Annotated in this window: 25 protein-coding genes; 10 read left to right on the plus strand and 15 right to left on the minus strand. The window is 70.0% G+C overall.

The window, feature by feature from the left end:
* On the plus strand, positions 1 to 624 hold a 624-nt coding region (locus tag DJ73_RS11235; protein ID WP_141212948.1), incomplete at its 5' end, for a PAS domain-containing protein.
* A gap of 10 nt (positions 625 to 634) precedes the next feature.
* On the opposite strand, the gene DJ73_RS11240 is transcribed toward DJ73_RS11235, so the two are convergent.
* Positions 635 to 1153, minus strand: a complete 519-nt coding sequence (locus DJ73_RS11240) for a DUF4442 domain-containing protein (RefSeq protein WP_094527813.1) — start codon at positions 1151 to 1153, stop codon at positions 635 to 637.
* Between the two features lie 548 nt (positions 1154 to 1701).
* Here DJ73_RS11240 and DJ73_RS11245 point away from each other — a divergent pair.
* Complete coding sequence (locus DJ73_RS11245) at positions 1702 to 2685, plus strand: TIGR00269 family protein (protein WP_094524863.1); 984 nt, start codon at positions 1702 to 1704, stop codon at positions 2683 to 2685.
* Between the two features lie 42 nt (positions 2686 to 2727).
* Here DJ73_RS11245 and DJ73_RS11250 read toward each other — a convergent pair whose 3' ends face one another.
* The 4 genes from DJ73_RS11250 to DJ73_RS11265 form a co-directional block, all read right to left on the minus strand.
* The gene (locus DJ73_RS11250) at positions 2728 to 3756 is read right to left on the minus strand and encodes a class I SAM-dependent methyltransferase (RefSeq protein ID WP_394338281.1); all 1029 of its coding nucleotides are present in this window, start codon (positions 3754 to 3756) and stop codon (positions 2728 to 2730) included.
* Positions 3757 to 3770: 14 nt separating this feature from the next.
* Positions 3771 to 4925 carry a glycosyltransferase family 4 protein gene (locus tag DJ73_RS11255; RefSeq protein WP_094524862.1) on the minus strand — a complete coding sequence of 385 codons (1155 nt, stop codon included), beginning with the start codon at positions 4923 to 4925 and terminating at the stop codon, positions 3771 to 3773.
* The gene (locus DJ73_RS11260; RefSeq protein WP_094524861.1) at positions 4922 to 5299 is read right to left on the minus strand and encodes a 6-carboxytetrahydropterin synthase; all 378 of its coding nucleotides are present in this window, start codon (positions 5297 to 5299) and stop codon (positions 4922 to 4924) included. Before DJ73_RS11260 ends, DJ73_RS11255 begins: the two co-directional genes overlap by 4 nt.
* Before the next feature lie 99 nt (positions 5300 to 5398).
* Positions 5399 to 6268 (minus strand): hypothetical protein, encoded by an 870-nt coding sequence (locus DJ73_RS11265; protein ID WP_094524885.1) that lies wholly within the window; start codon positions 6266 to 6268, stop codon positions 5399 to 5401.
* 88 nt (positions 6269 to 6356) lie between these two features.
* Here DJ73_RS11265 and DJ73_RS11270 point away from each other — a divergent pair, with 88 nt between their 5' ends.
* The 3 genes from DJ73_RS11270 (at position 6357) to DJ73_RS11280 (ending at position 9799) form a co-directional block, all read left to right on the plus strand.
* The gene (locus DJ73_RS11270; RefSeq protein WP_094557988.1) at positions 6357 to 8399 is read left to right on the plus strand and encodes an aldo/keto reductase; all 2043 of its coding nucleotides are present in this window, start codon (positions 6357 to 6359) and stop codon (positions 8397 to 8399) included.
* A gap of 69 nt (positions 8400 to 8468) precedes the next feature.
* Complete coding sequence (locus tag DJ73_RS11275) at positions 8469 to 8855, plus strand: hypothetical protein (protein WP_094524859.1); 387 nt, start codon at positions 8469 to 8471, stop codon at positions 8853 to 8855.
* A 173-nt stretch (positions 8856 to 9028) separates the two neighbouring features.
* Entirely contained in the window at positions 9029 to 9799 is a 771-nt protein-coding gene (locus tag DJ73_RS11280; RefSeq protein ID WP_094524858.1) for a CDP-alcohol phosphatidyltransferase family protein, read from the plus strand.
* Between the two features lie 12 nt (positions 9800 to 9811).
* Here the strand turns inward: DJ73_RS11280 and DJ73_RS11285 are convergent, their stop codons facing one another.
* From DJ73_RS11285 to DJ73_RS11300, 4 genes are all read right to left on the minus strand, one after another.
* Positions 9812 to 10825: a zinc-binding alcohol dehydrogenase gene (locus DJ73_RS11285; protein WP_094524884.1), complete on the minus strand. Its 1014-nt coding sequence runs from the start codon at positions 10823 to 10825 to the stop codon at positions 9812 to 9814.
* 229 nt (positions 10826 to 11054) lie between these two features.
* Entirely contained in the window at positions 11055 to 12269 is a 1215-nt protein-coding gene (gene ftsZ, locus DJ73_RS11290) for a cell division protein FtsZ (RefSeq protein WP_094528131.1), read from the minus strand.
* Between the two features lie 4 nt (positions 12270 to 12273).
* On the minus strand, positions 12274 to 12453 hold the full coding sequence (locus DJ73_RS11295; protein WP_004595187.1) for a ribbon-helix-helix domain-containing protein: 180 nt from the start codon (positions 12451 to 12453) through the stop codon (positions 12274 to 12276).
* A 214-nt stretch (positions 12454 to 12667) separates the two neighbouring features.
* On the minus strand, positions 12668 to 13261 hold the full coding sequence (locus DJ73_RS11300; protein ID WP_094524856.1) for a zinc ribbon domain-containing protein: 594 nt from the start codon (positions 13259 to 13261) through the stop codon (positions 12668 to 12670).
* Between the two features lie 180 nt (positions 13262 to 13441).
* On the opposite strand from DJ73_RS11300, the gene DJ73_RS11305 reads away from it, so the two are divergent.
* From DJ73_RS11305 to DJ73_RS19795, 4 genes are all read left to right on the plus strand, one after another.
* Positions 13442 to 13843, plus strand: a complete 402-nt coding sequence (locus tag DJ73_RS11305; protein ID WP_094524855.1) for a hypothetical protein — start codon at positions 13442 to 13444, stop codon at positions 13841 to 13843.
* A 24-nt stretch (positions 13844 to 13867) separates the two neighbouring features.
* Positions 13868 to 17446: a chromosome segregation protein SMC gene (gene smc / locus DJ73_RS11310; protein ID WP_094524854.1), complete on the plus strand. Its 3579-nt coding sequence runs from the start codon at positions 13868 to 13870 to the stop codon at positions 17444 to 17446.
* Entirely contained in the window at positions 17439 to 18446 is a 1008-nt protein-coding gene (locus tag DJ73_RS11315) for a ScpA family protein (protein WP_094557989.1), read from the plus strand. Before smc ends, DJ73_RS11315 begins: the two co-directional genes overlap by 8 nt.
* A gap of 185 nt (positions 18447 to 18631) precedes the next feature.
* Positions 18632 to 19432 (plus strand): hypothetical protein, encoded by an 801-nt coding sequence (locus tag DJ73_RS19795; RefSeq protein WP_141212949.1) that lies wholly within the window; start codon positions 18632 to 18634, stop codon positions 19430 to 19432.
* Between the two features lie 355 nt (positions 19433 to 19787).
* Here the strand turns inward: DJ73_RS19795 and mtnP are convergent, their stop codons facing one another.
* From mtnP to DJ73_RS11330, 3 genes are read right to left on the minus strand one after another with little or no spacing between them, the layout of a single operon-like run.
* On the minus strand, positions 19788 to 20654 hold the full coding sequence (gene mtnP, locus DJ73_RS11320; RefSeq protein WP_094557990.1) for an S-methyl-5'-thioadenosine phosphorylase: 867 nt from the start codon (positions 20652 to 20654) through the stop codon (positions 19788 to 19790).
* A 45-nt stretch (positions 20655 to 20699) separates the two neighbouring features.
* Complete coding sequence (locus DJ73_RS11325) at positions 20700 to 21695, minus strand: YeiH family protein (protein WP_094525004.1); 996 nt, start codon at positions 21693 to 21695, stop codon at positions 20700 to 20702.
* Complete coding sequence (locus DJ73_RS11330) at positions 21695 to 21904, minus strand: hypothetical protein (RefSeq protein WP_094525005.1); 210 nt, start codon at positions 21902 to 21904, stop codon at positions 21695 to 21697. Before DJ73_RS11330 ends, DJ73_RS11325 begins: the two co-directional genes overlap by 1 nt.
* Positions 21905 to 22014: 110 nt before the next feature.
* On the opposite strand from DJ73_RS11330, the gene DJ73_RS11335 reads away from it, so the two are divergent.
* Positions 22015 to 23430 (plus strand): HD domain-containing protein, encoded by a 1416-nt coding sequence (locus tag DJ73_RS11335; RefSeq protein WP_094557991.1) that lies wholly within the window; start codon positions 22015 to 22017, stop codon positions 23428 to 23430.
* Between the two features lie 45 nt (positions 23431 to 23475).
* Here DJ73_RS11335 and DJ73_RS11340 read toward each other — a convergent pair whose 3' ends face one another.
* From DJ73_RS11340 to DJ73_RS11350, 3 genes are all read right to left on the minus strand, one after another.
* Positions 23476 to 24939, minus strand: coding sequence for an FAD-dependent oxidoreductase (locus DJ73_RS11340; RefSeq protein WP_094557992.1), 1464 nt, complete (start codon positions 24937 to 24939; stop codon positions 23476 to 23478).
* A 152-nt stretch (positions 24940 to 25091) separates the two neighbouring features.
* The gene (locus DJ73_RS11345; RefSeq protein WP_094557993.1) at positions 25092 to 25733 is read right to left on the minus strand and encodes an HD family hydrolase; all 642 of its coding nucleotides are present in this window, start codon (positions 25731 to 25733) and stop codon (positions 25092 to 25094) included.
* 9 nt (positions 25734 to 25742) lie between these two features.
* On the minus strand, positions 25743 to 26438 hold the full coding sequence (locus DJ73_RS11350; protein WP_094557994.1) for a phosphoribosyltransferase: 696 nt from the start codon (positions 26436 to 26438) through the stop codon (positions 25743 to 25745).
* Between the last annotated feature and the right edge of the window lie 172 nt (positions 26439 to 26610).

Consider the following 26610-nt stretch of genomic DNA (forward strand, 5'->3'; position numbering starts at 1 on the left):
AGCGACTACGACATGCCCGGTCGGACCGGCGTCGAGCTGCTCTCGGCGGCGCGGGAGACCGAGCCGGACCTCCCGTTCCTCCTCTTTTCGGCGACCGAGCCGGACGCCATCGCGGCCGAGATGGTCCGCGCGGGCGTCAGCGATTACGTCCACAAGCGCGGCGGCGTCGACGGGTACACCGCGCTCTTACGCCGAGTCGGACACGCGGTCGACGGCGAGGGCGGGAGCTTCGAGGCGGGCGCCGAGAGCGTCGGGGACGGCGACGCCGAGGGCGTCGGTCCCGCGACCGAGGTCGCGCTCGACGGGGTCTGCACGGTCGCGCCCGACGGCACCTTCGAGTTCGTCGGCGAGGAGTACGGGCGGCTGTACGGCTACGAGCCGGACGAGCTGGTCGGCGAGCCCTGGCAGCGCCTCCACCCGGACGAGGAGGTCGAACACATCCGGACCCACGTCATCCCGGCGGTGATGGAGGGCGAGCGGTGGACCGGGACGAGCGAGGGGCTCCGCGTCGACGGGACCACGTTCGCGGAGTCGAAGCTGGTGAGCACGGCGAGCGACGACCGGCTCGTCATCTCGGTGTCGCCGTTCGACGAGGTCGCCGGCGGGACGGCCGCGAGCGACTGACGGGCGTGACTCAGGCGTCCCGCCGGACGTACAGCGTCTTCTCGCAGGCGGCGTGGACGGTCCCCGCCTCGTCGACGAGCGAGACGAGGTAGTCGCGGTCGGTCGACTCGCCGGGACCGAGCGCGTCGCGGATCGCGTCGGTCTCGGCGACGGGCAGTTCGAACTCGGCGTACAGCGTGTCGCGGCCCGGCTCGAGGAACTCGAGCGCGGCCGACTTGTCCCAGACGGTGAAGCCGTCGCCGAGGAGCCGCCGGAGCATCGTCATGTACACCGGGTCGATCGCGCCGTAGAGGCTCCCGCCGAAGATGGTCCCGACCGCGTTGCGGGTCCGCCAGTTGAACGGGACGCGGATCCGCACGTAGCGCCAGTCCGCGCCGATACGGTCGACGCGGGCGCCGGTCCCGCGGTAGGCCGGCAGGAGGTTGAAGCCGTGGCGCCACAGCCGGGTCCGGAGACTTTCCGCCGGCGGGTCCTCGCGGAGGGGACGGGGATCGGGGTCGCGGTCGACGCCGGTCGGCGAGTCGGTCACGTCTCGGAGGCGCCGCGCCGGCGACAAACCCGTGTCGGAACCGGCGACAACGCGCCCGGGGTTGTCGATGTCGATATCTGACGCTTATGTAAATGACTGCGGTGGCGCGCACCTGCGAGCGCCTACCGGGCGCGAGCAGCCTGCGCGAGGTCGCCGGCGCTCCGCGCCGGCTGCCAGAGAATCTTCGATTCTCGCTGGAGTCGGTCGCCCGGAGCGACGCGGAGGGCGACCGACGAGGCTGGGGAGGCGTGAGGTGCGGTCGCTGTGCGGGGCGGGACTCGAAGGGGCAGTCGCGAGGGCGAAGCACGGCGAAGCAAGTACCGCAGCGAGGGAGCACCAGCGACCGAGAGAGGAACGCAGCAAGCCGCGCGAGCCGTCGCGACTGGGGCTTCGGAGGCGTTCGCCGTCTATCCGTCATCAACTACTTCTAAACGAGCGACCGGGGCTTCGGAAGCGCTTCCGTCGGTCTCACTTCCGTCCGATCTCGCTCCCGCTCTCACGGAGGCGGCCCGAAACGGGTATCCGCGCGCGTCGGTAACCCGGCACCGATGGAGTGCGACAAGTGCGGGGCCGACGCCGTCCACCACGCCGCCTACTCCGGGGCGCACCTCTGCGGCGAGCACCTCCGCCGGTCGGTCGAGAAGCGCGTGAAACGCCGGGTCCGGGAGGACTCCCTCCTCGATCCGGAGGCGACGCCGGACGACCCCGACCGCTGGGTGATCGGCCTCTCCGGCGGGAAAGACAGCGTCGCGCTGACGCGAATTCTGGACGACGTGTTCGGGAAGGACCCCCGCGTCGAGATGCTCGCGCTGACGATCCACGAGGGGATCGAGGGGTACCGCGACGAGAGCCTCGACGCCTGCGTCGAGCTCGCCGAGGAGCTCTCGCTCCGGCACGAAGTCGTCTCCTACGAGGAGGAGTTCGGCGTGCAGATGGACGACGTCGTCGAGAGCGACCCGGAGAACATGGCCGCCTGCGCGTACTGCGGCGTGTTCCGGCGCGACCTCTTGGAGGAGTACGCCGCCGAGTTCGACGCCGACAAGCTGCTCACCGGCCACAACCTCGACGACGAGGCGCAGACGGCGATGATGAACTTCCTCGAGGGCGACGTGCGACAGGTGGCGAAACACTTCGACGCCTCGCTCGGCCCCTTCGACGAGCGCGAGGGCACCGACGACTTCGTCCCGCGCGCCAAACCGCTCCGCGACGTGCCCGAGAAGGAGATCGCGCTCTACTGTCACGTCCGCGACCTCCCGACGCACATGGCCGAGTGCCCCCACTCCTCGGAGGCGTACCGCGGCGAGATCCGGTCGACGATCCACGAGTTAGAGGAGAACCACCCCGGCGCCCGCCACTCGATCATGGCCGGCTACGAGGAGCTCTCCGCGCTCGCCGCCGAGGCGTACCGCGAGGGCGGCGACGCCGCCGACGGCGCCCCCGACCTCGGCGAGTGCGAGCGCTGCGGTTCGAAGACGAGCCGCGACGTCTGCCGGAAGTGCCGCCTGCTCGACTCGATCGAGGCGGCGACCTGACCGCCCCGTCGAACGCGGTCGGCGACCCGAGCGTTCTGTCGGTCAGGCGTCGCCGTCGACCCGCCCGAGCAGGTCGAGCTGGTGGGTGAGGTAGACGAGCTCGGCGGCGTCGACCCGTCGCCGCCGCTCTGAGAGCCACGCGTCGAGGTCGGCGGCCGAGAGCGATCCGTCGCCCCCGACGGCGATCACCTCGCCGACCGCCGCCTCGACGGTGTCGAGGATGTGCCGGACGAAGAACGCCTCGTCGGCCGGATAGCCGGTCTCGCCGTCGGCGGGACGCACGACCCAGTCGGAGCCGGCGACCCCGAGGAGCGTCGAGCCGTCCGCCTCGCGCAGGCGCGAGAGCGCGGCGCCGCCGGCGCGGCTGTCTCCGTCGGGTTTCTCGTCCATGTGCCGGTGGTACAGCCGCTCGATTGCCCGGTCGTCGGGGTGCGCCGGGCGGAAGCGCGTCCCGCCGTCGAAGGTGATCGGGAAGTAGTAGGTCCCGCCGGGGCCGAGCGCGTCGAGCAGGGCGTCGAGTCCGTCGAGGTCGAGGACGTCGAGCAGCGCCATCCCGATCAGGGCGTCCCACTCGCCCGGGCGTTCCCCGGCGTACGCGACCGCGTCGGCGGCGACCGGCTCGACCCGAACCGTACGGGCGTCGGTCTCGACGACGAGCGCGTCGCCGTCGGCGGTCTCGACGGAGACCGGTCCCTCTCGGTCCGTCGCCCACTCCCGGAGGTACGGACCGACGCCGGCGAGCGCCTCCGCGTCGCGGTCGACGGCGACGTACCGCGTCTCGCCCGGCGGGAGCACCTCCCGATCGATCAGGCGGGCGACCATCGTCCCGATGCCGGCCCCGACCTCCAGCACGCGCAGCGGCCCGGCGCTCGCGGCGGCGCGGTCGGCGAGCCGCTCGCGGAGGATCCCGACGAGCCGGCGGTCGAGCGCCCGGTCGTCGACGGTCCGCTTCGCGCGGAGGTAGCGCCGGAAGGCGTCGGTGTCGTCGGCGATGGCGTCGTCGGCGAGAGCGTCGTCGGCGGGGGCCTCTTCGTCGGTCGCCTCGGCGGACTCGTCGCCGCTTCCGGTCACGTCGCGGTCGCCCGTCACGTCGCCACCTCCGTGTCTATCGCGTCGACGCCGTCGCCCGCGTCAGCGACGTCGGCGAGGAGTCGCCGGACTCGACCCGTCGACTCCGTCCAGCCCGGGTGACGCTCGTACCGCCGCCTGGCGGCGCGGCCCATCTCGGCAGTCCGATCGGGGTCGGCCGCGAACTCGTCGAGCGCGCGGGCGACGGCCGCGGGGTCGTCCGGGTCGACGAGGACGCCCGTCTCGCCGTCGGTGACCGTCTCGTTCGCGCCGCCCGCCCGGGAGGCGATCGCCGGCAGACCGAAGCTCATCCCCTCGAGGTAGACGATCCCGAACCCCTCGTACCGGGAGGGGACCGCGAGGACGTGGCTCTCGCGGAGGACGTCGGCCAGCGCGTCGTCCGACAGCCGGCCGGCGAAGCGCACGCGGTCGCCGAGCCCGCGCTCGCCGACCAATCGCCGGACGTCGGCGACGTGGGACTCGTCGACCGGCCGGCCGACGACCGTGAGGTCGACGGCGGCGTCGGCGCGGGACACGCCCTCGACGAGCGTGTCGAGCCCCTTCCGCGGTTCGACGTTCCCGACGAACGCGACTCGGAGGGGCGCGGGAGCGGGGTCGGCGACCGACGCGCCGTCGCCGGCTCCGGATTCCTCGCCGATTTCCCCGAGCGACGCGGCGCGCGCCGCGACCGCGTCGCCGTCGATTGCAGGATCGAACCGGTCGCCCGCGGGCGGGGCGACGACGGTCTCGTCGGGGTCGACGCCGAGGGCGGCGACCGCGTCGCGGGTCGCCCCGCTGTTGCAGACGACGCCGTCGACGGTCGCGAGATACCGGCGCTCGACGGCGCGGTACAGCGGCGAGAGGCGGCGCGGCTCGCTCGCCCGCAGGTGGTGGACGACGCTCACGATCGGGTACGGCAGACCGCGGTTGGCGAGGACCAGAGAGGGGTGCGCGAGCTCGTCTTGCAGCATCACGTCGACGTCGACGCGGAGGCGGTCGCGGAGGGACGGGCTGGCGTTGTCGAGCAGCCCGCGCGGGTACGCTCGCCACGGGAGTTCGACGACCTCGACGGTGTCGCCGGCGGCCCGGAGCCCCTCGACCAGCTTCCGGTCGTAGCGGAACCCTCCGGACCGCTCGTCGAGGCTCCCGTACAGCGTGAGCCCGACCCTCATACCGGGGCGTCGTACGTCGCGGCGGCCGCGTCGTCCTCCCAGACCGTCACGGACAGCTCGGTCACGGTCTCGTCGGTCACCGCGTCGGTCACGCGCTCGAAGATCACCCGGGCAAAGCGCTCGACGCTCGGATTGCGCCCCTCGAACTCGGGGAGGTCGTTGAGCAGCTCGTCGCGGTAGCGGTCGGCGAGGTCGGCGAGCGCCGCGTCGGCGTCGTCGATGTCGACGAGGTAGTCGTACTCGTTCAGCTCCGGCCCGCGGAACGTCAGCTCCACCTCGAAGTGGTGGGAGTGCGGGACGCCCTCGGGTCCGGGGTCGGGGACCGTGAGGTAGTGCTGGGCCACGAAGTCCGTCAGCACCGTCGTCGCGTACATACACCGATCCACGGGCGCGACGCACCTAAATCCGGAGGGCGGGGGAGAGGCGACCGGGACTGCCGCCGGCCGCGTCCCCGCCGTCGGCCCGACGGACGCTCACAGGTAGCCGAGCGCCGCGAGCCGCTCTCGCTCGTCGCTCTCCCCGTGAACGCGGCTCACCGGCAGCGGCTCCGGCGGTTCGAGCGCCGGGTCGAGCGTCCCGCGGTCGACGCCGGTCGTCTCGGCCCACGGCACGGCGAGGAGGGCGGGCACGGGGGTGTTCATCGGGTGGCCGTACAGCCCCCACTCGCCGAAGAGGTTGCCGTGGTCTGCCGTGACCGCGACGCGGCCGTCGACGTTGTCGGCGAGCGTCTCCACCTCGCCGAGCACGTGGCGGAGGTTGGCCTCGTACGCGGCCCAGACGCGCTCGACCGAGACCTCGCCGCGCCGGAGCGACACCCACGGGTTCCCCTCGTTGCTGTGGCTCCCCGTCCGGGCCAGCCCGTCGTCGCCGTCGAGGGGGTCCGGGACGAACGGGTGGTGCGGCTGCATGTAGTGGGCGACGAGTCGGTCGGGGTCGCGCTCCCGGGCGAGCGCGACCGCCCGCTCGGTGACCGCCCGCGCCGGCACGGTGCCGAGGGCGTCGTCCCACGCGTACTTCCACACCTCGTCGAGCGCCGCGAACGCGTCGGCGTCGAGGTAGCGGTCGGTCCACGTGTTGCCCGTCGCCATGACCGTCCGGGCCGTCTCGGGGCGACCGACGAACGTGTTCTCCAACCACTCCGAGGAGGAGCTGCCGACCGACCGGACCGTCTCGACGCGGTCGAGGAAGTCGACGTCGGCCGCGACCGAACGCAGCAGGTCGGCCCGACAGGCGTCGAGGACGACGAGGACGTCCCACTCGCGGTCGAAGGCGTTCGTCCCGTAGTCGAGCCGCCGACCGACCGCCTGCAACCCGCGCAGGTAGGCGGTCCCGAGGCGGCTCATTCCCGGTTCCGTCACGACCGTGAGTTAGCGCGCGGCGACTAAACCGCTCCGGCGGGAGGCATATACGTCTCCCCGCCTCGATACGACCGTGAACTGTCTGTTCGCCGGGGCCGGGTCGATCGCGCCGGAGTACGCCGCCGGCCTGTCGGGGAGTCCGCTGTCGCTCGCCGGCGTCGTCGACCTCGACGGGGATCGCGCCGCCGCCCTCGCCGCGGCCCACGACTGCCCGTCCTTTACCGACCTGGACGCGGCGCTCGCCGCGGTCGACGCGCCGGTAGTGGTGAACCTGACGAGCCACGCCGCCCACGCGCCGGTGACCCGGACCGCGCTCGAAGCCGACCGCCACGTCTACTCGCAGAAGCCGCTCGCGCTCGACGCCGACGAGGCGCGGGCGCTGGTGGCGCTCGCCCGCGACCGCGGCCTCGCGCTGGGCTGTGCACCCGGCACGCCGCGAGCGCCCTCGCAGCGCCGCGCGGGGCGCCTCCTCGCCGACGGCCGGCTCGGCCCGGTGGGGCTCGGATACGCTCACGCCCACGTCGGCCGCGTGACCGACTGGCACGACCGCCCCGGCTCCTTCCTCGATATCGGGCCGCTGTACGACGGGGCCGTGTACCCGCTCGCGCTGCTGGTGTCGTGGTTCGGCCCGGTCGAGCGCGTCCGCGTCGCCGACGCGCTCGACGTGTGGCCCGAGCGCGAGGAGCGCCGGCCCTCGACGCCGAGCCACGTCGAGGCGACGCTGGCGTTCGCGGCGGGGCCGACCGTCAGGCTGACCGCCAGCTTCTACGCCCCCCACCGGAGCCGGGAGTTCTACGGGCTGGAGCTCCACGGCGACGACGGCTCGCTGTACCTGACGGGGACCGGCGCGATGGACGACGACCGCGACGCCGTCCGGTTCGGTCGCGTCGGGCGGGAGTACGTGAGCGCGCCGCCGACGTCTCCGGCGAAGCCCTACGAGTACGTCGACGCCGTCGAGCGCCTCGCCGCGACGGTCGAGGCGGGGTCGCCCTCGCGGGCGGGCGGGCGGCGGGGCGCCCACGTCGTCGCCGTCTGCAACGCGATCGAGGCGGCCGCCGAAGGGGACGGACCGGTCGCCGTCGACGACTGCGGGGCGACCGCCGACCCGCCGCCGGCGCCGGTCGTCAGGCCGGCGTCGGACGGGTGTAATACGGGCACCGGGGTCGAGGGGACGTCGGGCACTGGGGTCGAGGGGACGTCGGGCACCGGGGTCGAGGGGACGTCGGGCGCCGCCGCGATCCGCCTCCCGTCGGTCGGCTTCGGCTGCTCGCGCTACCGCGACGGGGAGTACGTCGAGCGCGCCGACTCGATCGCGACCGCGCTCGACGCCGGCTACCGCCTCCTCGACTCCGCCGAGCTGTACGGCAACGAACACCGGATCGGGGAGCTGCTCGCCGCGCCGGGCGCGCCCGACCGGGAGCGGGTGTTCCTGCTCGGGAAAGCGTGGCGCACCAACCACCGCCGGGAGCGCCTGCTCGCCGCCTGCGCGGGCAGCCGCGAGGAGCTCGGGATCGACGCATTCGACTGCTACGCGCTCCACTGGCCATCGGCGCTCGAACACCGGGGGGAGCTGAGCCGGCTCGCCGAGGAGCCGGTCGAGCGACAGGAGGCGCTCGCCTTTCCCGAGGACGCGGACGGCGAGCTCGCGACCGACGACGTGTCGCTGGCGACCGCGTGGGAGAACCTGGAGGCCGTTTACGAGAGGGGATGGGCCCGGACGCTCGGGGTCTGTAACGTCTCGCGGGCGCAGCTGGAGACGGTGCTGGAGACCGGCGACGTCGACCCGGCCTTGGTGCAGGTGGAGCGACACCCCTACCGCCCTCGGACCGGTCTCGTCGACTGCTGTCACGAGCGCGGAATTCGGGTGGTCGCGCACTCGCCGCTGTCGGCGCCCGGCCTCCTCGACGAACCCGTGCTGGACGCGATCGGCACGGATCGGGGTCTCTCGCCGGCCGCGGTCGTCGTCGCGTGGAACGCCTCGCGAGGGGTCGTCCCGATTCCGTCCAGCACCACGGAATCGCACGTCGTCTCGAACCTGGCCGCCGGGAGCGAGCGGCTGACCGCCGACGAGCTCGCGCGGATCGACGCCCTGCGCGACCCCGACTTCGAGCGGTAGGGCGCCGGAGTCGATCGCCCTCGTCCGCTCGGGCGGTATTTCTATGTGACAGAAGTCCATGTGTGTAATATGGCAACAACCAAGTCGCAGCGGCCCGCGGTCGACATCGGCTCGCTGAACGGCCTCCACTGGGTGGGTATCGTCGCGGCGCTGGTCTCCGCCGCCGTCCACCTCTTTCTCGGCGTCAGGATGTTCCCCTCGCCGATGGGTATCAGCTTCGTCCTCGCGGGGCTCGGCTTCGTCGGTGGCGTCACCCTCCTCGCGATCGACTACCGCCGACGGACGGTGTACGCGGTCGGGATCGCTTTCACCCTCGTCCAGATCGTCTTATGGTACGTCATCAACTTCGCGGGCGGGACGAAGTCGTTCCCGGCCGACGTCGGGACGCTCGGCGGCGTCGACAAGGTCGCGCAGGTCGTGTTGATACTCGTTCTGGTCGCCCTGCTGCGCCGGTAGCCGTGGCGGACCGCGAGCGCCGACGGCGACGCGAGCACGCCGTCGCGATCAGCGACGCGCTCCCCGACGGCTCGGCCGTCGACGCGGGCGTAAACGCGACCGTTCGGCGCGTAAACGTATCCCCGGGCGGCGGACCCCTCGCGGGCCCGGTCGCGACCGGAGGTGGCGTGTAGATGGCCGAGATCCGCCGTCGACGCTCCGTTCGCGTCGGGATCGGTTTCGGGCTCCCGCTCCTCGCCGCACTCACGCTCGCCGCGCTCCTCCTGCGGCTGTTCCCCGCGGACGCGATGGGCCGCTGGGGACTCTCGCCCGCCGTCGTCGCCGGCCTCTGTTGGGCCGGACAGCTCTGGTACGTCGGGTACGGGCTCGATCCGGAGGGGCTGACCGGCGGCTTCTGGCGACAGCTGTTCGGACTGGCGAACGCGGTCACGCTCGTTCGCGGGGCGCTGTACGCGGTCGTCGCCGGATTCGTCGTCGCGCCGCCGGAGACGGCGCTCGCGTGGGTGCCGGCGCTGTGTTACGGGACCGGCGTCGCCCTCGACAACCTCGACGGGAGCGTCGCCCGAACGGTCGGGCGGGAGACCAAGGTCGGCCGCCGGCTCGACATGGCGTTCGACACCTTCGGATTCGTCGCCGCGCCGCTCGTGGCGGTGTTGTGGGAGCTACTCCCGATCTGGTACCTCTCGATCTCCGCCGCGCGCTACGTCTTCCGCGGGGCCGTGTGGCTGCGGCGCGTCCGCGGGCTCCCCGTCGGCGACCTGCCCGACAGCGACCTCGGCAAGTACCTCGCGGGCGTCCAGATGGTCTTCGTGACGGTCGCGCTCGTCCCGCCGGTGCCGACCGACGTCGTTCGGACCCTCGCGCCAATCGTCCTCGCGCCGTCGCTGGCGGTGTTCGCGCGCGACTACCTCGCCGTCAGCGGTCGACTCCCGTCTCGCCGGTGAGAAAGCAGACGGTCACGAGTACTCCAGGATGACTTGGACCGCCGCGTCGGGTTCCGAGTCGAGCAGTTCGTACGCTTCCGGCGCGCGCTCGAAGGGGATCCGGTGGGTGATGAGCTCGGCGGCGGGGATCGCGTCGATCCGGTCGAGCGCCGCCTCCATGCGGCGGTCGCGGTCCCACCGCCCGCGCAGCTCCGGGCTGATCGTCGACACCTGACTGGAGACGATGTCGATGCGGTCCCGGTGGAACCGCCCGCCGAGGTCGATCGGCTCGCGCTTGGTCCCGTACCACGAGCCGACGACGATCCGCGCGTCGTAGCCGACGACCCCGATCGCGTCGTCGAGCGCGCTCGGCTGGCCGGACAGCTCGACCGCGAGGTCCGCGCCCCCGACGGCGGAGTCCCCGGCGAGGTCGACGGCGCCGAGTTCGGCCGGCGTCGTCGTCCGGTCGGCGCCGAGCGCAGCGGCGAGCGTTCGACGGCGCTCGATCGGGTCGACCACGACGAGCGACTCCAGCGGGAAGTCGGCCAGCAGGCGGACGACGCAGAGTCCGATCACCCCGGCGCCGAACACCACGACCCGCTCTCCGAGACGGGGGGCGGCGTCGAGGACGATGTTCGTCGCGGTCTCCACGGAAGGGAGGAGCGAGCCGGCGGCCGGCGTCGTCTCCGGCGGGAGCGCGACGACCGAGTCGGGGGTCGCGCGGAAGCGCGTCTGGTGGGGGACGAACGCGAACACCGACCGGCCGACCCACTCCGAGTCGACCTCGGCGCCGACCTCGCGGACGACGCCGCTCGCGGCGTAGCCGTACCGGAGCGGGTACGAGAGGTCGCCGTCGAGCGCGTCGAGCGCCTCGTCCGCCGGGAGATCCGCCGGCGTCTGGTCGCGGTACACGAGCAGCTCCGTCCCGGCGCTGATCGCCGACGCGCGGGTCTCGACGAGCAGCTCGTCGTCCGCCGGCGGTCCGACCGTCGCCTCGCGCACCTCGACGGTCTCCGGGGCCGTGAAGTAGAGCGCGGCGTCGGTCATCGGGTCGCGGACCCGGTCCGGTCGCGGGCGACGCCCGAGCGAGGCCACGGGCTTCGGCTCGGCTGGTGGCGTAACACGTAGATCCCCACGCACTGTGCGATGTTAAGTCCTCGCGCCGTCCGACGGGTCAGACCCGGAGGTAAGCGAGCGGATCGGCGTCGACGGCGCGAAAGAGAGACGGTCGATCGGAAAGCGAACGACTGCGACGGCGGCGGTCCGTCAGCGACGCCTAGCGGATGACGTCGAGGCCGTTGTTCCGCTCGGTCTGCTCGGTGCCGCCGTCGGACTCCCAGCCCCGGTCGGCGCCGCCGGAGGCCGTCGCGCCGGCCGTGCCGTTCGCCTCGGCGGCGCGCGAGCGCGAGTCGCCGAGGTCCTCGGCTCCGGCCGCGGCGCGGGACTTGTCGGCCTGCTTCTGGGTCGACGGGCCGAGCACCTGCGCGCTCTGGACGCCCGTCATGATCGCCATGACGCGGACCTTCCCCTTGTACTCGTCCTGGATTCGGGCGCCCCAGATCACGTTGGCGTTCGCCTCCAGCCGCTCGGTGATGTTGTTCGCGATCCCCTCGGCCTCCTTCAGCGTGAGGTCCGGACCGCCCGTGATGTGGACGAGCCCGCCGGAGGCGCCGCGGTAGTCGACGTCCAGGAGCGGGTGGTTCATCGCGTCGTTGACCACTTCCTGGGTCTTGTTCTTGTCCTGGGTCTCGCCGACGAGCATGACGGCCACGCCGCCCTGGTTCATGATGGTGGACATGTCGGCGTAGTCCAGGTTGATGAGGCTCGGCTGGGTGATCGTCTCGGAGATCCCCTTCACCGTCTCCGCGATGATCTGGTCCATCACGGAGAACGCCTTCCCGATCGGCAGGTTCGGCACGTAGTCGAGCAGCCGGTTGTTGTCGAGGACGATGATCGAGTCGGCCTCGTTGCGGAGGGTCTCTAAGCCCTCCTCGGCCTTCACGGTGCGGGCGCGCTCGACGTTGAACGGCGTCGAGACCATTCCGACGACGATGGCGCCCTGCTCTTTGGCGATCTTCGAGACGACCGGCGCCGCGCCGGTGCCGGTGCCGCCGCCCATTCCGGCCGTGACGAAGACGAGGTCGGCGTCGCCGAGCACCTCCTTGATCGTCCCCTGGGCCATCTCGGTGGCGCGCTCGCCCATCTTGGGGTCGCCGCCGGCGCCGAGCCCCTGCGTGAGCGACTTGCCCACGAGGATCTTGGTGTCGGCCTCGACCATCTTGAGGTGCTGTTTGTCCGTGTTGATCGCGACGGTGTCGGCGCCGTCCACGCCGATGTTGTACAGCCGGTTGATCGTGTTGTTTCCGGCGCCGCCGGCACCGACGATGACGATCCGGGGGTCCCCGAACTCGTCGTCGTCCATATCGACGGAGTCCATGTCGCGCTTCTCCGCTTCCGCGTTGTCGAGGGCGTCCTGAACGAGATCTTGCATCAGTTCACACCTTCGCCCAGTTGCGGTTGCGGCCGCGCTCGTCGCGCTCGCCGTCCTGTTCGTTCAACATGTCGCGAACGGCCGACCGGATCGCCTCGCTCCGGTTCGGGAACTCGCCCGTTTCGACCATCTGTTCGACCTCGTCTATTTGCTGCTTCGGGATTCGTAGTGTCACACGCTCCATTGGTATTCCCCCGGTAAGACGGCGAGCACGCGACGCGTGTGTCTTACAGCGACGAATCGCCCGTCGACGGGATCATCCCCGCCGCGGACGGCCGCTGTAAGACGACCGTCTTACGCAGTTCAATTCACCGAGTCTACCAATATAAAGCTATCGCCGAGTGTAAGACAACCACCCGAAGAGACGAATTCGGCCGACTGGCGGCCTGAGTCAGGCGTTACCTATCATTTAACACGTCTGCGGCGGGGGTCCGCCGACCGCAGCCGGGGCAGAACGCCCAGTCGGTCCGCAGCTCGTCGCCGCACTCGCAGAACGCCCGGTGAGACTGCTTTTCTCCGCAGTTCGGACAGTACACGTGTTCTTCAGGGACGTTCTCTCCGCAGCCGCCGCAGGCGTTTTCGCCAGCGTTCGCGCTCGCCGGCGTCTTACGCGTCTCCGTCTCAGCGTCCGCCGACGTCTCACGTGTCACACGCGTGTCGGCGGCGTCGGCGTCAGGGGCGTCGAGAGAGACGTTCACGTTGACCTCGGCCGGGTTCCCCGACGCATACGTCGCGTCGGACGGAGCGCGCCGTCCGCCGAGGCGGTCGTCCAACGCGGCGTCGAGCCGCTCCGCGATGAGGTCGTCGACGCGGTCTGCCAGCGCGGCGCCGACCGTCTCCTCGGCCGTCGGACCCGCGTCGGGAGCAGTCGCCTCCTCGGCGTCGTCGAGGTGGGTGCGGAGGGCCTCCCGCATCACCTCGCTCTTGGAGGCGTCACACGCTTCCAGCCGCTCGACGAGGTCGTCGTCGGCCCGGAAGGTGATCTTACTCATACGGACGCCATATCGACCGTACTACAAGTATCTTCCCCCCGATATCGGACGGTAGCCGCGAGACGTTTCAGCCCCCGGAAACGAGCGCGCCGAGCCGCCGCGGTCGGCGAAAATCATGTCACATGGTCACACGTGTGTCTGACGCAGATTTATACGGCCCGCGTGGGCATACGTGTGTATATGAGTAACCGCGTCGAGGACCTCGAACGACAGGTCGCGGAGCTGCAAGCGGCGGTCAACGGGCTCACCGAGGAGCTGGTCGAAATGAAGGAACGCGTCCGACAGCTCGAGGACGCCCAAGAGGTGTCCGTACGGGCAGACGCCGCGACCGAGGAGGCGCGGGAGACGGCCGAACCGGCCGAGGAATCGACAGAGTCCGCCGGCGGCGAGACGCGGACCCACTCCGACGACCACGTCGAGGTCGTCGAGCGGACCGACGACGGGAGCGCGTCGACCGGCGGCGAGGGCGACGACGACATGGTCGTCCCCGAGCAGGAGGCGACGACGCCGGACGCCGAGGCCGGCGGGGCGGAGGGAGAGAGCGACGACGAGGAGTCGGACAGCGACATCATCGTCGCGTAATCCGACCTCGCACTCCCGCGTCACATGCACATTACGGAAGTCGTTTTGGACGGATTCAAGAGCTTCGGGCGGACGACGAGGATCCCCTTTTACGACGATTTCACGGTCGTCACGGGACCGAACGGCTCCGGGAAGTCGAACATCATCGACGGAGTCCTCTTCGCGCTCGGATTGGCGCGCACCCGCGGGATCAGAGCGAAGAAGCTCACCGACCTGATCTACAACCCCGGTCACGACGACGGCGACGGGACCGGGGGCCCGAACGAGGCGTCGGTGACCGTCGTGCTCTCGAACGAGGACGGGGCCTTAGACCGGTCGCAGGTCGTCTCCGCGGCCGGCACGGAGAACGTGGGCGACGTCTCCGAGATCACGATCAAGCGCCGCGTCAAGGAGACCGAGGACAACTACTACTCGTACTACTACCTCAACGGACGCTCGGTGAACCTCTCCGACGTGCAGGACCTGCTCGCGGCCGCCGGCGTGACGCCCGAGGGGTACAACGTCGTGATGCAGGGCGACGTCACCGAGATCATCAACATGACCCCCTACCAGCGGCGGGGGATCGTCGACGAGATCGCGGGCGTCGCCGAGTTCGACGACAAGAAGGAGGCCGCCTACGAGGAGCTGGACACGGTCGAAGACCGGATCGGCGAGGCGGACCTCCGCATCGGCGAGAAGCAGGACCGGCTCGACCGGCTGTCCGACGAGCGCGAGACCGCCCTCCAGTATCAGGAGTATCGGGACGAGCTGGAGGAGTACCGCGGCTTCCTCAAGGCCTCCGAGCTGGAGGAGAAGCGGGAGGCCCTCGGCGACGTCGAGGACGACATCGACGACGCGGAGGCCGAGCTCGAAGAGCTCCGCGCGGAGCTCGACGCGAGACAGGGGAAGCTCACCCGCCTCGAGGAGGACCTGGCCGACCTCAACCACGAGATCGAGACGAAAGGCGAGGACGAGCAGATCCGGATCCGCTCGGAGATCGAGGAGGTCAAAGGCGAGATCTCCCGGCTCGATGACAAGATCGAGGCGGCCGAGGAGCGCGCCGCAGAGGCCGAGACGGAGCGGCGCGACGCCTTCGTCCAGATCGACCGGAAGGAGGAGACGATAGCGGACCTCGAAGGCGAGATCCGCGAGGCGAAAGTCGAGAAGGCCTCGGTCAAGTCCGAGATCGCGACGAAGCGGTCCGATCTCGCCGACGTCGAGGCCGAGATAGAGGGCGCCGACACCGAGTTCGACGAACTCAAAGCCGAGCTCGCCGACAAGAAAGAGGAGATCGAGTCGCTTCGCGAGGCGAGAAACGAGACGCAGCGCGAGAAGGACCGCCTGCTCGACGAGGCGCGCCGGCGCTCGAACGCGGTGAGCGAGGCGCGGACCGACCTGGAGGAGGCCCGCGAGTCGATACCGGGGCACAAGGCGCGGATATCCGAGCTCCGCAGCGAGCTCGACAAGGCCGAGAAGAACGAGGAGAAGATCGAGGAGGTCGTCGCGGACCTCTTCTCGGAGAAGGCCGAACGGAGCGAGGACCTGGAGGCGGTCGAAGCGGACCTCCGGGAGAAGCAGAACGAGTACGCGAAGCTGGAGGCGGCCGCCGACGAGCGCGGCGATACCTCGTGGCCGCGGGCGGTGACCGAAGTGAAGAACGGCGGCATCGACGGGGTCCACGGCGCGGTCGGCGAGCTTGGCTCGGTCGAGGCCGAGTACGCGGAGGCGTGCGAGACGGCCGCCGGGGGGCGGCTCGCGAACGTCGTCGTCGACGACGACGGCGTCGGGTCGACGTGTATCGACTACCTCAAGCGGCGGAACGCGGGCCGGGCGACGTTCCTCCCCATCACGGAGATGGACGACCGGAGCCTCCCGCGGAAGCCCTCGCTGCCGGGCGTCGTCGACTTCGCGCGGAACCTCGTCGACTACGACGGCAGGTACGCCTCGATCTTCTCGTACGTGCTCGGCTCGACGCTCGTCGTGGAGGACATGGCCACCGCCCGCGAGCTGATGGGCGACTACCGGATGGTCACGCTCGACGGCGACCTCGTCGAGAAGTCCGGCGCGATGACGGGCGGCTCCGGCGGCGGCTCGCGGTACGCGTTCACGAAGTCCGGCGGCGGGAAGCTCGAACGGCTCGCGACGGAGATAGCGGAGCTGGAGGACGAGCGGCAGTCGCTGCAGTCGGAGATCGACGACCTCGAGGGCGACGTCGACGACGCGCGCGACCGGAAGGCCGACGCCGCCGAGCGCGTCCGGTCGCTTGAGGCCGACGTCGAGCGCGCCGAGGACGAGCTGGCGGACGCCGAGGAGCGCATCGACGAGCTGGAGACCGAGCTCGAGGAGCTGGAGGCCGAACGCGAGTCGGTCGACGCGGAGATGAGCGAGCTCGACGCGGAGCTCGACGAGCTCGATACGGAGATAGCGGAGTTAGCGTCCGAGATCGAGGAGATCGAGGCGGAGCTCGCCGACTCGAAGATCCCGGAGCTCTCCGAGCGTGCCGACGAGATCCGCGCCGAGATATCCGACCTGGAGGACCGGATGAGCTCGCTCGACGGGCGGCAGAACGAGCTGGAGCTGGAGAAGGGGTACGCCGAGGACGCCGTCGACGAGCTCCACGACACCGTCGAGGAGGCACAGAATCGGAAGGCCGAGGCCGAAGAGCGGGTCGCCGAGCACGAGGCCGCGATCGAGGAGCGGGAGGCCGACCTCGCGGAGAAGAAGGAGGCGATCGCCGACCTCGAATCGGAGCTCACGGAGCTGAAGGCCGACCGCGAGGACCTCCGCGAGGAGATCAAGGCGGCGACCCGCGAGCGAGACGAACAGCGCGCGCTCGTCTCGGAGGCGGAGTCCGACCTGGACGATCTGACGGACCGCCGGGACCGACTGGAGTGGGAGATCGACGAGCTGGAGTCGCAGGTCGGCGAGTACGACGCCGGCGAGATCCCCGACCTCGGCGAGGTCGAGTCGCGGATCGAGGAGCTGGAGGCCGAGATGGAGGCGTTAGAGCCCGTCAACATGCTCGCGATCGACGAGTACGACGAGGTGCAGGAGGCGCTCGACCAGCTCCAGGAGCGCCGGGACGTGCTCGTCGAGGAGCGCGACGCGATCGAGGAGCGCATCGAGGGGTACGAGGCGGCGAAGAAGGAGACGTTCATGCAGACGTTCGAGTCGATCAACGACCACTTCGAGGAGATCTTCGCGCGCCTCTCGGCCGGCAGCGGCGAGCTCCTCTTGGAGAACCCCGAAGACCCCTTCGAGGAGGGGCTGACGATGAAGGCGCAGCCCGCGGACAAGCCGGTCCAGCGGCTCGACGCGATGAGCGGCGGTGAGAAGTCGCTGACCGCCCTCTCGTTCATCTTCGCCATTCAGCGGCACAACCCGGCGCCGTTCTACGCGCTCGACGAGATCGACGCGTTCCTCGACGCGGTCAACGCCGAGCGCGTCGGCGAGATGATCGAGGAGCTGGCCGCGGACGCGCAGTTCGTGGTGGTCGGCCACCGCTCGGCGCTGTTGGAGCGCTCGGACCGCGCCATCGGCGTCACGATGCAGGGCGACAACCTGTCGGCGGTCACCGGGATGCAATTCGGCGACGGCGACGAGGAGGTGACCGCGGATGACTGAGCCGCCGGAGTCGGCGGGCGCGGGCGGCGGATCCGGCGACGACGTCCCGGACCTGGACCTGACGAGCGAGCGGGACGGCGGGGCGCGCGACGGAGCGACGCCGGAGCCGCCCGGAGGAGACGGGGCCGCGACGGGCGACGGCGAGTCGAGGGACGGCGCCGCCGGCGACGAGGCGGACGGCGGGGAGTCCGGGGACCCCGGCGAGGACGGGAAAGTCGAGCCCGTCGAGCTCCTCGTCCAGCTCGCCGAGGAGGGCGAGATCGAGCCGTGGGACATCGACATCGTGCAGGTGACGGACGCCTTCTTAGAGCGGCTCGACGAGACGGACCTCCGGACGACGGGGCGGGCGCTGTTCTACGCCAGCGTCCTGTTGCGGATGAAGAGCGACGGCATGCTGGCCGACGACGACGAGGACGAGGAGCCCGAGCCGGAGCCGTGGGAGGTCGCGATGGAGGGCGGCGCGCCGGACCCCGCCGCCGACGACTTCGATCCGGTCAGCGAGCTGGAGACGGAGATGGACCGACGCCTCGACCGGAAGAGCACCCGAGGATCGCCGGAGACGCTCGACGAACTGGTCCGGGAGCTCCGCGAGGCCGAGCGCGGATCGTGGTGGAAGGACTCCCGCGAGTACGACACCTCTGAGTCGCCGCACGGGTACGACCGCGGCACGCAGACGCTCGACTACCACACGGGCGACGAGTTCCGGCGCGACGGGGAGCCGACCGCGGGCGAGGCGACCGACCGCACCCACGACGAGGATATCGAGGAGGTGATAGTGGAGATCGACAACGCCCTCCGGACCCACTTCGACCGCGGGCGCACGGAGGTGCTGTTCGGGGAGATCGAGAGCGCGGGCGGGCGCCCGTTCATGACGTACCTCGCGCTGCTGTTCATGGCCCACCGCGGGTCGGTCCGCCTCCAGCAGGACGACCTGTTCGGCGACCTGTGGGTGAAAGACCCCGCGGCGATGACCGGGGAGTCGGAAGCGATCGCGGACTAGTACGTTTTCGAGAGCGCGGTCCGTTGTTCGTGCGCGGTCGCATGGGTGATGGCAACTCACATCGTGACAGACGATCAGCGATAGATCACTGCTGACGTAGTGAGAGAGCTATATATACTTAAGATGAAATTATTGATTACAAGACTTTTTCATGGGACAGAAAATAACACTTGCTTATCAGTACAATGCGTGTCCAAAACACAGGTCCAAAAGCCGGGTACTACGCGCTGTTTTCGGCAGCAATTGTGTTTACGGCTGGCTGGGCAGTCTCGATAATTCTCATTGAAGAGGGTTCTATTAGCAACATTCCCCGGTGGAGGTCAACGCTGTGGTACTACCTCACTAATCACGGAATACCGCTTTCAGATGCGTACAATACCCAGTCCTCAGTCGGTGTATCAAGCCCGCTCTTAGCGACCGAGGAACCCAGCGTTGTCAGAGCGGTCCCGGTCGCCGCAACAGTTGTAGCAGGTGCGTACACAAGTTATCAAAAATCCTCACATCGCATCGAAACTGCAGCTACGAACGCGCTTACGGCAGGATCAGCGTACTTTCTGATAGCGCTATCCGCGACTGTGCTTACGGATATTCAGCCACAACTCTCATCACTGCTGCTCATCGGGGGTTTGATCGCAGGTGCGGCTTGGTTGGGCTCATCATTTCTCGGCACGTTTACCCGCAACATTCCCATCATCGGCGTCGCCTCACTCGGAACGATACTAGCGCTTGGCTTCATCCTGATCGCGGGTAGTGCTGCGATCATTTCGATACTCTGGGAGTTGCTTGCTATCTCATATATCGGAGCAGCCATCGGTGGTGTCGGTGTCGGAGTGGAGAAAACAATCCGACACCGTGGGAAACGAAGAGATACTGAAACACCGAGACTAGCCGGTGCAAAAATACTATTTAAACAGAATCTGACAGAGATTGTGGTCGTCGTTGTGGTCGCTACGCTACTCTACGCAGCACTAAGTGGTGCGGTGTAATTGGTCAGCCCCAACAGATTTCGAGTTGTGTACTGAGCGATTCACGGGTCGGTCAATGTGGAATGAACTGTTCTGTAACACCCTCGATGTAGTGACTACCTCCAAAGCCCCAGTCGCGAGGACTCGCGCGCTTTGCTGCGCTCCTCGTCACTCGCTGCGCTCGTTCCTGCGGTGCTTGCTACAGCGTGCTTCGCCCTCGCGACTGCCCCTTTGAATCCCACCCGACCGCGCCGCAACCGCAGCCTCACGCCTCCCCAGCCTCGCGGCTCCCTTCGGTCGCCGCGTCCCTCGCACGCGCTGTTCGCGCCCGATGGGCGCTCACAGGCGCGCGCCACCGCACCGCAGAATTAGTTGTTTATAAGTAATCGCCCAGGAGCGGCTCGACGCGCTCCTGCGTTTCCTCGGGGATCGCCTCGGTCGGCGTGTTGACGGTGCCTTCGAGGGAGGTGTGCGCGTCGCACTCCAGGTCGTCCGGGAGCGTCCGGACCGCCTCCTCGACGGCGGCCTTGATAGCTTTCTGGTTCTCCTCGGCGTTCTCCAACACCTCTTCGAGGGTCACCTCGCTGTCCTCCTTCCAGACGTCGTAGTCGGTGACGCCGGCGATCGTCGCGTAGGCGATCTCGGCCTCGCGGGCGAGCTTCGCCTCCGGGATCGCGGTCATGCCGACGAGGTCCCACCCCTGCGACTTGTAGAACTCCGACTCCGCGCGCGTCGAGTACTGGGGGCCCTCGATGCAGACGTAGGTGCCCCCTTTGACGACGCCGGTGTCGGCGGGCGCGGCCGACTCGGCGGCCGCGGTCAGGTGGTCGACCAGTTCTGGACTATAGGGGTCCGCGAACGGCTGGTGGACGACGACGCCGTCGCCGTAGAAGGAGAGGTCGCGGCGCTTGGTCCGGTCGTAGATCTGGTCGGGGACGACGAGGGTGCCGGGCTCAAGTTCCTCTTTTAAGCTCCCCACCGCGTTCGACGCGAAGACGTGGGTGACGCCGGCCTTTTTTAAGGCGTACATGTTCGCGCGGTACGGGAGGTCGGTGGGCGAGACGCCGTGCTCGGAGCCGTGTCGGGGGAGGAAGGCGACCTCTTTCCCGGTGTCCGCGAACTCGCCGATCGTGATCGCGTCGCTGGGCTCGCCGTAGGGCGTGTCGTACTCGACCTCGCGCACGTCGTTCAGGGGCAGCGCCTCGTAGATGCCGCTGCCGCCGATGAAACCGATGGTGCTCATACGCGGAGTGCGTCCGCCCGGTACTTATACGGATTGAACGGGGGACTACAGCAGCCACCGCACCGCCGCCAGCGCGAGCGCGCTCACGACGAGCAGGTGGACGAGGACGGCGCCGACGGCGGCGCCGCCGACCTCGCGCATCTCGCGGAGCCGGATCGAGAGCCCGAGCCCGACGAACGCCAGCGTGAACAGCGCGTCCGACACGCGCCCGATCGACTCCAGCACGGCCGGCGAGAGGAGCCCGCTGTTCGCGATCGCGGCGACCGCGAGGAAGCCGAGGAGGAACTTCGGGAACTCCGCCCACAGCCGTCGGACGCCCGGGTCGGTCGCCGACCGCGCCGTGTACGCCAGCGAGTAGGCGACGGCGACGCCCCCCAACAGGGAGTTGCGCGCGAGCTTCGTCACGGTCGCCCACTGGCCCGCCTCCGGCGAGTGGGCGAACCCCGCGGCCGCGACGGGGCCGGTCGAGAACATGCTCACGCCGGCCCAGACGCCGAACTGGCGGCCGGTGAGCCCGAGCCACTCGCCGGCGATCGGGAACGCGACGAGCGTGACGGCGTCGAAGAGGAGCACGGTCGCCGCCGCGAACGTGATGGCGGCGCCGCGCGCGTCGAGCACGCGCCCGATCGCGACGACCGCGGAGACCCCGCAGATGCTCGCGCCCGCCGCCAGCAGCGAGGGCGTGGTCCCGTCGAGTCGGAAGAGCACGCGTGCGATCAGCTCGGCGAGGAGGAGCCCGCCGCCGACCGCGACGACGACCAGGCCGAGCACGGTCGGTCCCGCGGCGAGGAACTCCTCGACGACGACCGCGGCGCCGAGCAGGACGATCCCGGTCTCCAAGAACAGCTTGTCGACGCCGACGCCCGGTTTCGCGAGGTCGGGCGTCCCGACCGCGTTGCCGATGAGCGCGCCGAGCGCGACCGCGACGACGAGCGGCTGGAGCCCGTCGACCGCGCCGGCGATGAGGTGCGCGAGGAGCGCTCCGGCGGCCAGCAGCGCGAGACCGGGGACGAACGGCCGAGCGGCGTCGACGACGCGCATCAGAAGACGCCCGCGGCCTGTCCCGCGACGTGAGCGGCGACGATCCCCAGCCCGAGCGCGAGCGCCTGCCACCCCCGGTCGAGCGCGACCCACCGGTCGACGATCGGCGATCCGGTTCCGGGAGCGCCGTCGGCGTCGGCCGCTCCGTTCCCGGCGTCGCCCGTGCTATCGCCGGCGGTCCGCGGTCCGTCGGCGGCGTCCCGTGCCATGCCCGCGGGTCGGCGCGCTCGGTATTTATAAGGACGGACTCGGGCAGGGCACGCGCTCGACCCGGGACCGAAAGAGGCAGGTTCCGGGCGGTCGTTTCACGGACGTTCGGATGTCGACCACGCAGATCAAGGACCCGGTGCACGGCTACGTTGAGCTGCCGGACGCGCTCGTCGACGGCGTCCTCGACACCCGGCCGTTCCAGCGGCTGCGGTACGTCCGCCAGCTCTCGGCGACGCACCTCGTCTACCCCGGAGCGAACCACACGCGGTTCGAGCACTCGCTCGGCGTCTACCACCTCGGCCGCACCGTGTTCGAGAACCTCCGCAGGCAGTCGTACTTCGCGCAGGGCGCGACGACCGACGAGCTGGAGGAGATCCAGCGGACGCTGGAGTGCGCCTGCCTGCTCCACGACGTCGGCCATCCGCCCTTCTCGCACCTCTCGGAGGGGTTCCTCGACGAGGGCGTCCTCCGCGAGCGAGTCGACGCCGCCGGGCTGGTGGACGCCTTCGACCGGGCCGGCGTCGGCGGCGCGCCGCTCCGGTCGGCGAGCCCGCACGAGCTGCTCGGCTGCGTCCTCATAATCGAGGAGTACGGGGACGCGCTGCGCTCGTTCGACGTCGACCCCGTCGAGGTGTGCGCGTACGTCCTCGGCTACAGCCTCGCGTACGAGCGCGGCGCGCCCTGGCAGTACGGGGTCGGCGCACAGCTGCTGCACTCGCCGATCGACGTCGACCGGCTCGACTACATCACCCGCGACAACCGCATGACCGGCGCGGGCGTGTTGAGCTTCGACGTCGACCGGATGGTCGACGCCTACACGGCCCACCCCGAGGAGGGGCTCGCGCTCACCGAGAAGGCGCTCTCGACGATCGGTAACTACCTCGAGGGCCGGATCGCGCTGTACATGTGGGTCACACAGCATCACAAGGCCGTCTACGCGAACCGGCTCCTCCAGGAGCTGCTCGGCGAGTACGAGCGCGTGACCGGCGAGAGCCCGGTGACCGTCGACGGGGTCCTCTCGCGGGAGTTGGACGACAACGCCGTGCTCGAACGCCTTCGGATCGCCGCCCGCGAACACCCCGATTCGACGCTCGCGTCGATGTACGACCGGTTCCGCGGGCGGCGCTTCCCGGCCACCTGTTGGAAACACCGGATCGCACTCGCCGACCGGATCGGCGGGGACCTCACGGGTGAGGCCGGCGCCGGTCTCGACGCGTTCACGGCGTGGCTCACCGAGGGCGACGACCGGCTGGAGCGGCTCCTCGCCGACGCGCTCGACGTCCCGGTCCACGAGGTGTGGGTCGACCGCTCGTACGTGCCCGCGTACGACCCCGACGAGCTGGAGGACATCCCCATCGCCTACGGCGGAACGACCCGGTCGGTCGGCGACTGGGGGCTGTACGGCGACCGCGCGTTCGACGTGCCCATCCCATTCGTGTTCGTCCCGGACGGGACGAAGCGGCGGGCGATCCGCGTGCTCAGGGAGGCGTTCGAGCGGGAGGTCGAGGAGCGGAAGCACGCGTAGCCGGAGCGACGAGGGGGTCCGGGGCGGAACCCGTCGGTGCTCGCGTCAGTCGTCGGCTTCGGCGGGGACGCGGTCGTCGGCGTCGTCGTCCTCGGGAGCGTCGTCGCCCTCGGCCTCCGCGGCGTCGTCGCCCTCGGCCTCCGCGGCGTCGTCGGCCTCTGCGTCCTCGTCGTCGACGCGCGGGAAGTGCTCGATCGTCGCCTCGCGGAACGCCGCCTCGTCGAACTCGTGGTCGGCGTCGAAGAAGTCGAGGACCGTCTGCACGTCGGTCATCGCGTTCTTCAGCGCGGTCGAGGCGCCGGGCGAGGGGGTGATGTTGAACAGGACGCCGTCGCCGGTGATCTTCGCCTCGCCCATGTCGAGCTCTCTGTTCTCCGTGTCGACGATCTGGGGGCGCACGCCGCCGTACCCCTTCGCGCGCTCGATGTCGTCGGCGTCGACGCTCGGCACGACCTTCTGAACGTCCGGCAGGAACGCGCGCTTGCCGATCTCGGGGATGTCGTACACGAGGTTGCGCACGACGTAGGGGAACAGGATGCGGTCCGAGAGGATGTCGACGTAGCTCAGGACCGACGCGGGCGAGAAGCCGAACACGTCGGCGAAGTCGCTCACGGTGGAGAGCTCGCCGCGCTCGAGCGCGGGGACGAGCTTCGCCGTCGGGCCGAACCGAGTGACGCCGTCGTCGTGGACGTCGGCGTCGCCGTGGACCGCCGCGAACGGGAGCTTCTTCATCTGGAGCGTGTACACCTTCCCGTTCAACAGGTCGTCGGCGAGGAAGAAGCTCCCCGCGACCGGCAGCAGCGACATGTCCTCGCCGTATCCCATCTCCTTGGCGAACTGGAGGCTGTGGGAGCCGGCGGCGACGACGACCGCGTCGGCCTCGAAGTCGCCGTCGTCGGTCTCGACGGCGAACCCGTCGCGGCCCTCGTCGACGCTCTCGACCGCGGTGCCGAGGTGGACGGAGACGCCGTCCTCTGCGCGGGCGTCCTCGACGAACGACTTCGCGACCGCGCCGTAGTCGACGACGTAGCCGTCGGGGGTCTGGAGCGCCGTGAGCCGGGTGTCCGGGTCGCGGCCCTCGACGACCTTCGGCTCCAGCTCCGCGATCTCCTCGCGGCCGATCTCGCGGAGCTTCGGGAAGAGGTCGCCGAACCCGTTCTCGTGGTAGCGCTCCTCCAGCTTCTCGGCCTCCTCGTCGCCGACGCCGAGCACCATCTTGCTCCGCTTGCTGTGCATCTCGCGGTCGGGGTCGGTCCCCTCGAGGTAGCCGGCGAGCAGCTCCGCGCCCTCCTTGACCTCTTCGGCCTTCTCTAAGGTGTAGTTCGTCTCGATGTCCCCGAAGTGGAGGGTCTGTGAGTTGTTCGTGCGGTGGGAGTTCACCGCCGCGATCTCCCGCTCCTTCTCGACCAGCGTGACGTCGTCGACGTCGGTGAACTTCGCGACCGCGTATAAGAGCGACGCCCCGCTGATACCGCCGCCGACGATGACCAGGTCAGTGTGTTCGGACATGCGTGATGAAAGCTCACTCCCCGAGACGGACTCGGCCGTTAACGTTCTTGCTATTCTCGGCGCTAATCCGCCGGCAGAGGGCCTACAGTCGTCGTTTTAGAGGTTCGACGAACGTCGAACAGCTCGGGCGCCCCCGGAGGGCGACCGTCGGGCTATCCCTCGTCGCGAGCTGTTCGGTATCGATTCCGGAGCCGGGCGAACAGCGCCCGGCCGGTATCGGTCCGCAGGCGGGGCTCTGTCGTCGCGAAGAACTCGTCGAGGTCGTCGTACTCGCGGAACGCGTCCGGCTCGCCGTCGGCGGGGTCGTACCGGTCGCCGCGCTCGTAGATCACCGCCTGCAGGCAGACGTCGAGGAGGTCGCACTCCTTCGCCAGTATCGCCTCCGGCGAGTCGCGGGCCTCGTACGACTCCCACGCGTCGCGGACGCGGTCGGGGAGCGGTCCGGCGAGGTCGGCCATCGCCTCGCGCTCGGCGGCCTCCTTGGCCGCGGGATCCGCCGAGTCAGCGGTCGAGTCGGCCCGGGTCGCGACGTCGCCCGTCTCGGCCTCGGCGACGTCGTGGACCACGGCGAGCCGGAGCGCGCGATCGAGGTCGAGCCCGGGGAGATCCTCGCGGAATCGGTCGCCGAGCGCCAAGACGAGGTAGGCGACGCCCCACGCGTGCGCGGCCACCGACTCGGGGTCGCCGACGCCGCGGAGCTGCCAGCCCGTGCGCCGCTCGTCTTTGAGCGCGTAGGCGTCGAGGAGGGCGTCGAGGGCGGGTTCCGCATCTCCGCCCGATTCGTCTCCGGCCATCGCGATCGGTTACTCGGCGAGCGTCCAGGCGTCGTCGCCGGCGGGCGCGGCCACGTCGCGGCGGACCATCTCGTCGAGCACCTCGTCGAGGCGGCCGGGCTGGGCGACCTCCATCTCGATGCGGCCGATGCTGTGGTACTCCTCGAGGTAGTGACGGAGGTCCTCGCGGTCGAAGGCGTCCTGGTCGGCGCGCTCCATCGCGCCCTCGGTGAGGTCGATCATGTCCTCCAGGAAGTTCCACGGGTAGACGACCCACGTCCACTGTTCGAGCCGCTCGCCGACGAAGTCAGGCTGGAACTCGGAGGTGCCGAGCAGCTGGAGCGTCGCGGTGCGGATCTCGGCGGCGTCGCGGTCCTCGACGTACTCCTCGGCGCGGCGGATCGAGCCGCCGGTGTCCGCGATGTCGTCGATGATCAGGACGTTCTTCCCGTCGACGCTCCCCTCCGGCATGGGGTAGCGGATCTGGGGCTCGTCGGTCTTCTCCGCCGCGCCGACGTAGTGCTCCATCTTGAGGCTCGTGAGGTCGTTGAGCCCGAGGAAGTCGCAGACGCACCGCCCCGCGAACCAGCCCCCGCGAGCGAGCGCGACGACCATGTCCGGCTCGAAGTCGGCCCGTTTCACCGCGTTCGAGACGTTGCGGCAGAGCCCGTAGATGTACTCCCAGTTGGTGAGGGTGCAGTCGAAGTCGTCCGGGAGGTCGCTCATACGGCCGTTCCTCCCACCCGCGCGCTCATAAGGGTTTAGCAACGCCGCCGGAGAGGAGAGCGAGGCGAGCACTTCGGCGCGGTTCACTCGGAAAACGCTGCGGTGGCGCGTGCCTCCGAGTGGCCGCCCTCGGCGGCCGCGAGGAGCACGCGCGAGCGACGAGGCTGGGGAG

The sequence above is a fragment of the Halorubrum sp. Ea1 genome (genome assembly GCF_002252965.1).
Taxonomy (GTDB): domain Archaea; phylum Halobacteriota; class Halobacteria; order Halobacteriales; family Haloferacaceae; genus Halorubrum.